Source organism: Kitasatospora sp. NPDC098663 (genome assembly GCF_044760075.1).
GTDB lineage: Bacteria > Actinomycetota > Actinomycetes > Streptomycetales > Streptomycetaceae > Kitasatospora.
On the sequence record NZ_JBIWAP010000042.1, the window covers coordinates 69,732 to 79,800 of the forward strand.

Sequence of the window (10,069 nt, forward strand, 5' to 3'; positions counted from 1 at the left end):
TGACATTGCCTCAGTTCCGTTGCCCCCATGCCGGTCCACCCGCCAGACTGTGCCCCATGGCGAAGAGGCCCCCAGCACCCCAGTCCGTGTACCGACGCCAACTGGCGCCCCGACTCAAGGCGTTACGCGAAGCCATCCCCGGGATGACCCTGACCGCGGTCGCCGAGGCCGTCGAGATCACACAAGGCAGCCTCAGCCGCATCGAGACCGGCCAGCGCGGCACGAGCCCGGTCCTCGTCAAAGCGCTCCTCGACCACTACGGCGTCACCGATCCCGAGGTCCGCGAAGACCTGCTGGACCTGGTGCGGGCCGACAACGCCCAACGCAACTCGTGGTGGCGCAAGTACTCGGCGCTGATGGCCCCGACCCAGTACTCGGGCTACGTCGCCCTGGAGTCCAGCGCGACCAGCCTCCACTCCTACGAAGCGCAGCTCATACCGGGGCTGTTGCAGACCGCGGACTACGCCCGCGCCGTCATCAGTGCCATGCGGGTCGACCTCGACGGCAAGAGCGTCGAAGACCTCGTGGAGGTCCGCATGCGACGCCAAGACCTACTGGAGGCGGACGAGCCTCCGAAGCTGTGGGCCGTGATCGACGAGGCGGCATTCCGGCGCCTGCGCGGCACGCGGGAGATCCTGGAGGGCCAGCTGCGCCACCTGCTGGAGATGTCCCGGCGGCCCAACATCGTGGTGCAGATCCTCCCCTTCGGCATCGGCCTCCATCCAGCTGGCTATGGCAGCTTCATACACATGGCCTTCCCCAGCCCCGCCCCGGCTGTCGTCTGGGTGGAGAACCTGACCAAGTCGGTGTGTCTCGAAGCGGCCGAAGACGTGGAACGCTACGACGAGGTTTTCGACCACCTGCGGGCCCGAGCCCTCGGTCCGCCGGAGACCCGTACCCGCATCACCGAAATGATCAAGGAGTTCAGCCCCAGTGACCGTGAAGCCTGACCCCGCCGAGATCGACTTCTCCACCGTGACGTGGGAGAAGAGCCCCTACAGCGGCGGCAACAACAACTGCGTGGAGTTCGGCGCGATTGGAGATCTCGTGGCCATCCGCGACTCGAAGAGGCCCGACCAGCTTCCGCTCGTCTTCACCCGTGGCGAGATCGGCGCCATGCTCCTCGGCGCGAAGGCGGGCACCCTGGACCACCTCGCCTGACCCCGCCGAGGGTTTCCGCGGGGCCGGCCCCAGACGAAGTGGGGTCGGCCCCACGGCTATCCTCCCAGACCTGCCGACCACGACACGTCGGGAACGTGGGCACCCAGAACCCTGCCGTGCTCACCGTCTCGCGAGAGTGCTACCGCCTCGCCAGCGCGCCAACTGCCTTGCTGATCACGGGATTCCAGCTGCGCCCGGCTGCGGCGGCGGAGATCGCCGCGTGCGAGACGCCGGGCTGTTCGGCCAGGTCGATCGGCGAGTAGTTGCCGCGTCCCAGCTCGTGGTTCTGGTAGGCGGCCCGCGTAGTCGCCCCCAGGTCGGCCGTGGCCCACGTCGCCAACGCCCGGTAGCCCTCCCGCACCCAGAAGCGTTCCTCGACCGCCCGGACCCCCGGCGGCAGGCTGGTACTACCCTCGGTAGACCACCCAGCCGGGGCGATCAGGTGAGCGGCCGCGTGCACCTCGGCCTCCTGCACGCCGAGGTGCACCTGCACGGTTGGGGGCAGGGCCGTGCGCGCCAGCGCGGTCATCCAGCCCTCCGAAGCCAGGGCGAGGCAGCCCCAGGGCCCGCGGGTGCGGGCCAGCGGCCACAGACGCCATGCCGCGTACTGATGCAGCCACTCCTGCGCCTGCGCGGAGGTGTTCCGACGGCCCGTACAGCTCGACCGTGGAGGAAGTGCTGATCAGCAGCGCCCACCCGGTAGGAGTCTGGACGACCCGCAACTCCCGCCCGTCGATGATCAGGAACGGGTTCACGTCATGGCCGGCCTCGGCAGACCAGCCCATGGGGGCATCCAGAGGCGGAAGTTGGGGTCGGGGGAAGGGGTACATGGGTCTCCAGCGCATTGACCGGCGGATGGCCGGCTGTCCGGCACCCTGCCGAACAGCACCACACTCACCAGCCCAAGCCGACCTGGGCACAGCCAAATCGGCTGATGAAAAGACGACTTGAGAGCGTCGGGCAGCGCTGACAGCAGCGGGGGAACGCGCCGTGAGCCTCGACGCGACACTAACGATCAGCTCTTCCTACGGTGTGCCGATCGCCGTGGTGATCCGGTGCTGACCGGTCACACGGCTGGACCTCTTCCGTCCCGCGCTGGCGGGGTGGCCCGGCACCATCCCAAGGAGCGCCACACCGTGCCCACCACCATCGACAAGAGCCGACTCAAGGAGCTGAACAGCGCGCTGCGCGCCAAGGCCGCCGAGCTCGACACCATCAGCGCGTCCTTCGCCGTCGAGGACGGAGGAGTGACCGTCTCGGCCGAGAAGGCCGCCGCCTTCCGCAAGGCCCTCGGGGAGGCGCAGGAGATCAAGCAGCTCATCACCGACCTGGAAGGCGCGGCGACCGTCCACGCCTTCCTCAACGAGCCCACCTCGCAGCCCTTCGCCCCGAAGGACGCCGCCCTTGCGGTCCACCTCGCCAGCCAGGTGAAGTCCCTCGGTGAGCAGTTCCTCGACAGCGACGAGTTCAAGGGCCTCAAGACCGCCGGCTTCCGCGGCTCGTTCGACCAGATGGTCACCATCGACGGCAGCCCCCTGGACCGGCTCGGCCGCAAGGACGTCTTCAGCCGCAGCGCCGGCACCGCCGGTGTCCTCGGCTTCGGCACTCCCGAGCACCTGGACATTGTCCCGCGCGCCGTGCGGCCCGGCCGCATCCGGGACCTGTTCCCCTCCCAGACCACCACCGCGAACCTGCTCTACGGGGTGCGTGTCACCGGCTTCACCAACGCGGCGGCGATCGTGCCCGAGCGAGCCATGGAGGTGCCGCCCGGCGGCACGGCCGCTGTCGAGGTGTACGCGCGAGCCCCGCAGTCGAACCTGACGTTCAAGACCGTCACCTACCCGGTCGCCGAGATCGCGCACACCATCCCGGTCCACAAGAACACGCTCGCCGACGAGCCGCGGCTGCGCGACATCGTCGACAGCGAACTCGTCGACGGCGTCAAGATGACCGAGGACAACGAGATCCTCTACGGCGCCGGCGGCGACGAGAAGATCACCGGCATCGTCAACACCCAGGGCGTGCAGACCTACGCCCAGGCCGACACCGACAAGCAGAGCGCGGCGATCCGGCGAGCGGCCACCCGCGCCGTCCTCGCCTACTACCCGCCGAGCGGCATCGTCCTCCACCCGTTCGACTTCGAGGACCTGGAGCTGGAGACCGACCTCCAGGGCGCATACCGCGTCGCTGTCAACGTCGCCATAGGCGCGCAGAAGATCGTCTGGCGGCTCGCCGTGGTGGACTCCATGGCGATCACCCAGGGCAAGTTCCTCGTCGGCTCCTTCGGCCTGGGCGCTCGGCGACGACGCCAGGTCTCGACTCGCCCTCCAGGCCGCCGAAATGTGCCTCCCGGACCAGGACCTGACGCACTTCCTCCTCGGCAGGTTCAACAGTGGATCGAGCTTCAACCACCTGCGCGAGCACCTGCGCGAGTACCGCGCCATGCGGGGCAACCCCGTCACGGGCTGACCGCCCCCGGCAGGGGCCGCGAGTCGAGCGGCCCCTGCCCACCCCCACCGACCACGAGCAGAGAGATCCCCTTGAACATCAACACGGTGCCCGCCTTCGACATCCGCAGCCCCGCCCAGGCCGTCGAAGCACTGCCCTACCTCCTGAGCTACCGGCCCGACGGCCCCGACGGCATGGTGATCGTCCTCGCGCGAGACACCCTGAACAACCACCCGATCTTCAGCCAGAAGTTCGAACTTCCCACTGGCGAGGACAACCCGAACGAGGCCGCGCATCGTATGCTGCACAGCACGCTGCACCGCCTGCAGCAGTTCACCACGGGCCCGGCCGACATCCTGCTGTACGTGTGCGCGAACCAGCAGGACGCGGGCGACGGCTACGCCGCGATGACCCGGCACCGGGTGCTGGCGGACGCGCTCCTGTTGTCCGCCGAGACCCACGGCATCGACACCCTCGCCGCCCTGTTCGTCACCCCCACCCACTGGTGGGTATACCACCACGACAACCCCAACTTCCGGCACGAGGGCATGCCCGTAGACGGCCCGGACAACCCGGGCGTGGTCACCATGAACGCCCGCGCCGTCGGCATACCCACACCGCCCAGCCAAGCCGCGATCGCCGCCGCCTTCGAACCCGTCACAGGGGAGGAGGCGGAGGCCCAGCGAGCCGCGATCCCGCACGCCGTCGGCGAGCGGGCCGACCGCGTACAGGCCAGCAGCTTCGACGCCGAGACCAAACGTCTCACGGCCGTCCTCGACCGGCTGCTGCTCGACGGGGGAGACGGCACACCGCTCGAGGGCCTAACCCCCGAGCAGACGGCGGAGCTGATCGTCGGACTGCGTCACCGTCCCCTTCGGGACATCGCGCTCGAGTACATCGAACCCGCCGAGCTCCCTCGCGCCCGGGATCTATGGGCGCTGCTGGCACGCCACTGCGCCACCGCCGACACGACCTTCGTCGCCGCCCCCCTGACGCTCGCCGCGTTCACCGCTGCCGTCGCCGGGGAAGTCCCGGCCGCGCTCATCGCCCTGGAACGGGCGCGCAGCGCCGACCCGCGCTACCTTCTGGCCCAGCTCCTGATGGAGCAGATCGTGATGACGGGCTCTGCGGACGGCCTCCTTGACACAGTCCGAGAAGAACGCGAGGGCCGCCGTCGCGGCTGACACAGCTGACCGCCCGGTCGGGGCAGGCGTTGAGCGCCCGCCCCGGCCGTGGCCCACACAGGCTCTTCGACCACAACCAGGGGGACACCGTGAGGTACAGCAATCCGCAGCCCGAGCCCGACGACGATCCGGCGCCGGCCGTCGCCGACCCCGCCACCGGGGAGGTACGAGTCCTCGCCCGCCTGTGCGACACCTGCATCTACCGCCCGGGCAACCTGATGCACCTCGCCCCCGGCCGTGTACGGCAGCTCGCCGACCAGGCCCTCGCCGACGACGGGCACATCGTCTGCCACTCGACCCTGCCCGCCCTCGCCCCACGCGGCACGAAGGGCGCGATCTGTCGCGGCTTCGCCAACGCCCACGGCCGCGCCATCCTTGCGCTGCGCATCGGCGCCGCCTTCGGCCGTATCGTCGAGGTGCCGCCGCCGGCCAAGCGGACGTGAGTAGGGGGACCACTGCCTGCGAACTTGATTCCTCGGGGCCCGGACCCGAGCGCGATTGCACTCCGAAGGGCCCGTGTCCGTTCGCCACCTCTTGGTCAGTGACCGCCGTACGTCTGCGCCTGGGTGCGCCACATTGCCGCATATCCGCCGTCGGCGGCCAGCAGCGAGGCATGGGTTCCTTCCTCGGCGACGGTGCCCTTGTCCATGACGATGATCCGGTCGGCCGAGCGGGTCGAGCCGAGCCGGTGGGTGATCAGGATGACCGTCCGGCCCTTGGCCAGGCGCCGGATGCGCTCGTACATCGCCTCTTCGGCGAGCGGGTCGAGGGCTGAGGTCGGCTCGTCGCAGACCAGCACCGGGGCGTCGGCGCGCAGGAACGCGCGTGCGGCGGCCAGCCTCTGCCACTGGCCGCCGGACAGGTCCCGACCGCCCCAGAAGCTTGGGGCGAGGTTGGTGTCCAGGCCGTCCGGCAGGCCGGCGAGCACGTCGTCCGCGCCGGCCTGCGCGGCGGCGGCGAGGATCGCGTCGTCGCCGTGGTCGGTGCCGAGGGTGATGTTCTGCCGGGCGTCGGTCTGCCAGCGGGCGATGTCCTGGGGAAGGATCGCCAGCCGGGTCCAGATCTGATCGGGCGGGGCGGCGGCCAGGTCCACGCCGTCCCAGGTCACGGCACCCTCGGCGGGGTGGTAGAGGCCGACGAGGATCTTGGCGAGGGTGGACTTGCCGGACCCGTTGGTGCCGACGATCGCCAGCACCTCGCCCTGGCGGACCATCACGTTGACGCCGCGCAGCGCCGGGTTGGTGGAGCCGTTGTAGGAGAAGGTGACGTTTTCGGCGCGGATCACACTCGGGTTGGCCGGCACGTCGACCGGCTCCAGCAGCGGGCGGGCCCGCTGCGCGGCGTCGGCAATGAAGCTCTCCCAGTCCCCGAGGTACAGCCCGACCCGGTAGGTGGTGTTCAGCCCGGTGACCAGGTTGGCGAGCAGGGCCCGGCTGGTCTGGACGGCGACGACCGCGGTTCCGGCGGCGGCGAGCGGGACGTGTCCGGCGACGACCAGCCACAGCAGCGTGCCGTACACCAGGAGCATCGCACCGCCGGCGAGTACGTCCCCGGTGAGCTGGTAGCGGGCGGTGGTGGTACCGACGCGGCGGGCGTGCTGGTCCAGCCGGTCCACGAGCGTCGAGAACTCCCTCAACAGCCACGGCCGCATCGTGCTGGCACGCACGTCCAGCGCGGTCGGCCGCCCAGCGGTGTGGTACATCAGCGTGTGCCGCAGCCGCCGGTCGGCCAGGGTGTGCCGCTCGGCCAGGTGCTCGGCGCGCGCGGCACGGATCGCTGCCGCCCCGCGCGGCAGGACCGCCAGGAGCACCAGCGGGACGAGCAGCGGGTGGAGGGCGGCGAGGATGCCGACGGCGGCCAGCAGGCCGAGCAGGCCCGCGACGGTGGCGGCCATCGAGTCAACCATCAGCCGGGTGTCCTTGCTGGCGCGGTTGGCGGCCTCGCTGTGGTTGCACCACTGCGGGTCGTCGTAGGCGGCGAGGGGGACGCGGGTGGCGGCGTCCAGGTAGCGCAGTTCGGCCAGGCCGTCCACGCGGGGCCCGATTCGGGCGGTGACGGCAGTGGTGCCCGCCGCCGCCAGCGACCGGGCGGCGGCGACGGCGGCGATCAGCGCGAGGGCCGGGGCGGCATGGCGTAGCCGCTCCTCCAGCGGCCCGGCGGTGAACAGCGGGATCAGCGCGCCGCGGGTGGCGTAGAGGGTGGTGGCGGCGAGAATTCCGCCGAGGAGCAGCAGGGCGCCCAGGACTTTGACCGCGCGCCGATCGGCCTCCCAGGCCAGTCGGACCACGATGGCGCACAGGTGGGGCAGACGGCGGAGGACGGTGGAGAGGCCGTCGGTGCCGGCGTTGTCGTGCCGCTCGGCGCTGACGGTGTACTGCGGGAGTGCCCCGCCAGCGGGCTCGGAGCGGCGGGCGCGGAAGAGGGAGCGTCGCCGCTGGCCCGGGGCGGCCTCGGGTTGGTGTGTTGTCGTCACACCGGGGCCAACGATTCACCCGAACGGGTGTAACGGGTGTCGGTGGTGGCGAATTCTCAGGCGGCGGGGCCGACTTGGAGGACCGGCAGGTAGCGCCAGACGCGGTCGGCCGGCTCCTGGCCGATGATCTCGCCGTGTGCCTCGGTCCAGGCGTGCGCACCGCGGGGCAGGAACGCGGCGCCGAGCACCCAGCGCACCCGGCGGCCGGTGAGCGCGCCGGTCAGGAACGCGGCCAGCGACTCCTCCAGACAGGCGACCCGTCCGGGCCACCAGCGTGCCACTCGGCGCACCGCGTAGTGCGCGGCCTGGGCCTGGGCGACGGTGGCCGGGCGGGCCGGAAGGGCGGTGGTGTGGCGGGCGGCGGCGATGCTGTACCGGATCGGCAGGCGCAGCAGTACGAGCGTGACCGCGAGGGCGAGCGGTGCGGCCAGGCGCAGGCCCAGGCCGGTGGGGCCGGGGGCGGCGAAGTGGACCCTCGGCTGCGCGTCGGCCGCCTCGATGGGCTGCCTGGCCGGGTTGAGGAGGTCGGCCCGCCGGAGGGCGGCCAGCACGGCGGTGAGGTCGGCCCGGACGGTGTCGGGGTCCTGGCCGCGCTGCTGCCAGTACGCGGCGAGCCGGTCGACGGCCTGGTCGGCGGGCACCCCGCTGGTGATGGCCCGCCACAGGTCGGTGCCGACCGGGTCGAGGAAGCGCCACGTGCCGGGCCCGTGGCGGGTGTCCATCAGAGCGGTTCCCCAGGCACTGGTGCAGGAGTGGACCGCGCCGCTCGGCGTCACCACGTGATCTCCTCGTGTTCCTCGATCGGCTCCCACCAGGTGTCCCGGCCGGTGGGGATGGTGGCGAGCCACAGCTCGGTGGCGATGAGGTAGTGCAGGCAGGCCAGCGCGGCCGGCTCGCCGCGCAGCGCGGCCTCCAGGGCGGCGCGGGCCGGGCGCGGGTCGATGAGTCCGGCCCCGGCCAGCAGCGAGGTGTTGAACAGCGCCCGGATGAACGGGGCGTTGGCGCGCAGGCCGGTGGCGACGGTGCGGGTCATCGCGGTCTTGGTACGGCGGCCGAGCAGGTAGCCGGGGACGCGGCCGGTGAACGCGGCGCGCGCGATCGGCTTGAAGTCACCGGGAATCCGCCGCTGCCAGCCGGGCACGGCATGGCAGAGGTCCACCACCTGGCTGTCCAGGAAGGGGGCGTGGACGGGCACCTGGAACAGCTGGCGGGCGATCTGGTCGTAGGTGGCGTGCTCCTCGCCCATCCGCTCCAGGAACAGCCGCTCGTGCAGCTGCGCCGGGCCGCTGCCGGATTCGGGTGGCGTGGTGAGGAGGGCGGCGACCCGGGCGCGGCCGTCGCGGGTCAGCCACGCGGCGGCCGGCAGCGTCCCGCACCAGGACAGCGACTCCCACGGCGCGAGGAGCTGGCTGCGGTCCAACGGTGCGCGGCCGGAGATCGTGTCGGCCAGCGCGTCGAGGGCCCGCCCGTACGGGGTGCGCAGCGTGGCATGGGTCTGGCGCAGCACCGCAGTTGTGGAGCAGCGGCGCTCCCGGGCGAACGCGGCCAGGCGCCGCCCTGCCTCGATGCGGTGGCCGGCGCGGTAGAGGTCGAGTATGGACATGGGGATGGCGTCCAGGACGTCGTCGCCGCCGCGGCCGGTCAGGTGCACGCCGCTCCCCCAGGCGTGGGCCGGGGCGAGTTGGGCGCGTTTGACGGCCAGCAGGCCCACGCTGAGGGACGGGCTGTCGGTGACCGGCAGAGGGCCGGCGAGGCCGTCGAACTGGTGGACCCGTTCGGTGTCGCCGTGGACGATGCGGTGGGTGACGGCCGGGTAGTCCGCGGCAATCCGGCGGGCGTACACGCCGTCGTCCTCGTCCTGCATGTGCCGGTCGGTGAAGGTGATGGCCAGCAGGTCGGTGAACTGCGCGGCCAGCGCCGTCAGGGTCGAGGAGTCGATCCCGCCCGACAGGTCGGCGGACAGGCGGCCCGGGAGCAGCGCACGTCGCTCGACCGCGACGGTCAGCCGCTCTTCCAGCAGCCCGGCGCCGGTGGCGAAGTCCAGCGGCCCGGCCGGGGGCAGCGGCTCGGTGCGCGGCGCCCGGCCGGGTTCCAGGACGAGCGCCCGGCCGGGCGGCACCCGGTTCACGCCGGTGAAGCAGCTGTGCTCGCCGAGCAGGTCGGCGCCGCGTACGGTGAACGCGGCCAGGACCCGGGCGAGGTCGGGCTCGGCCTGCCGGTAGGCGGCCAGCGCGAGCGCCGAGGTGGACCACAGCACGGTGCCGCCGTCCAGCAGCCAGTGCACCACCACGGTGGCGGCTCGGTCGCCGATGACGCGGACCTGCTCGCCGCTGCGGATCACGGTGAGGTAGCTGCCGGGCAGGCGGGCCGCGTGATGCCAGCGGCCGGCGCCGGCCTGCTCCACGGCTTCGTGCCTCTCGGCCTCGGTGGCCAGGCAGCACCCGGCCGTCAGCAGCTCGGCCCGGCCTCCCGGAGCCGAGACGGTGGACGTCTCCCGGTCCTCGAAGCCGACGGCCCACACGGCGCCCGTCGCCCGCGAGGCGGGCAACTGGGCGCTGCCGCGCGGTTTCCAGCCAACCTGCGTGGGGTCCTGCTGCCCGGTGTCGAAGGTTCCCGCCACGTGCCGCATCACGGCCATGCTGTGCTCTCCCTCGCCTTGGTGGGTATGAAGATGCGGGGGCCCGCAACCCGCGCCTAGAGGGCGGCAGGTTGGGGCCCCCGCCGCGCGGCATAAAGGAACTAATGGGTGTGGTGCGCGCGGTTTAATCTTGCGGAGCCCAGGGTGTCCACGACGACCGTGACC

Annotated in this window: 8 protein-coding genes; 4 read left to right on the forward strand and 4 right to left on the reverse strand. The window is 72.0% G+C overall.

What is annotated here, in order from left to right:
• Positions 1-56 precede the first annotated feature (56 nt).
• Positions 57-950 (forward strand): helix-turn-helix domain-containing protein, encoded by an 894-nt coding sequence (locus ACIQVZ_RS33610; RefSeq protein ID WP_402455263.1) that lies wholly within the window; start codon positions 57-59, stop codon positions 948-950.
• A complete protein-coding gene (locus ACIQVZ_RS33615) occupies positions 934-1,161 on the forward strand; it encodes a DUF397 domain-containing protein (protein ID WP_402455266.1) in 228 nt (75 codons plus the stop codon). The genes ACIQVZ_RS33610 and ACIQVZ_RS33615 overlap by 17 nt, the downstream gene beginning before the upstream one ends.
• Positions 1,162-1,300: 139 nt before the next feature.
• Here the strand turns inward: ACIQVZ_RS33615 and ACIQVZ_RS33620 are convergent, their stop codons facing one another.
• The gene (locus ACIQVZ_RS33620; RefSeq protein ID WP_402455269.1) at positions 1,301-1,690 is read right to left on the reverse strand and encodes a hypothetical protein; all 390 of its coding nucleotides are present in this window, start codon (positions 1,688-1,690) and stop codon (positions 1,301-1,303) included.
• 607 nt (positions 1,691-2,297) lie between these two features.
• Between ACIQVZ_RS33620 and ACIQVZ_RS33625 the strand changes: the two genes are divergently transcribed.
• Both ACIQVZ_RS33625 and ACIQVZ_RS33630 read left to right on the forward strand, forming a co-directional pair.
• Positions 2,298-4,793 (forward strand): phage major capsid protein, encoded by a 2,496-nt coding sequence (locus ACIQVZ_RS33625; RefSeq protein ID WP_402455271.1) that lies wholly within the window; start codon positions 2,298-2,300, stop codon positions 4,791-4,793.
• 89 nt (positions 4,794-4,882) lie between these two features.
• Positions 4,883-5,236, forward strand: a complete 354-nt coding sequence (locus ACIQVZ_RS33630; protein ID WP_402455272.1) for a hypothetical protein — start codon at positions 4,883-4,885, stop codon at positions 5,234-5,236.
• 95 nt (positions 5,237-5,331) lie between these two features.
• On the opposite strand, the gene ACIQVZ_RS33635 is transcribed toward ACIQVZ_RS33630, so the two are convergent.
• From ACIQVZ_RS33635 to ACIQVZ_RS33645, 3 genes are read right to left on the reverse strand one after another with little or no spacing between them, the layout of a single operon-like run.
• Complete coding sequence (locus tag ACIQVZ_RS33635) at positions 5,332-7,266, reverse strand: ATP-binding cassette domain-containing protein (RefSeq protein ID WP_402455274.1); 1,935 nt, start codon at positions 7,264-7,266, stop codon at positions 5,332-5,334.
• A 56-nt stretch (positions 7,267-7,322) separates the two neighbouring features.
• Positions 7,323-8,045 carry a lasso peptide biosynthesis B2 protein gene (locus ACIQVZ_RS33640; RefSeq protein WP_402455276.1) on the reverse strand — a complete coding sequence of 241 codons (723 nt, stop codon included), beginning with the start codon at positions 8,043-8,045 and terminating at the stop codon, positions 7,323-7,325.
• Positions 8,039-9,904 (reverse strand): asparagine synthase-related protein, encoded by a 1,866-nt coding sequence (locus ACIQVZ_RS33645; protein ID WP_402455279.1) that lies wholly within the window; start codon positions 9,902-9,904, stop codon positions 8,039-8,041. Before ACIQVZ_RS33645 ends, ACIQVZ_RS33640 begins: the two co-directional genes overlap by 7 nt.
• Positions 9,905-10,069: the final 165 nt, after the last annotated feature.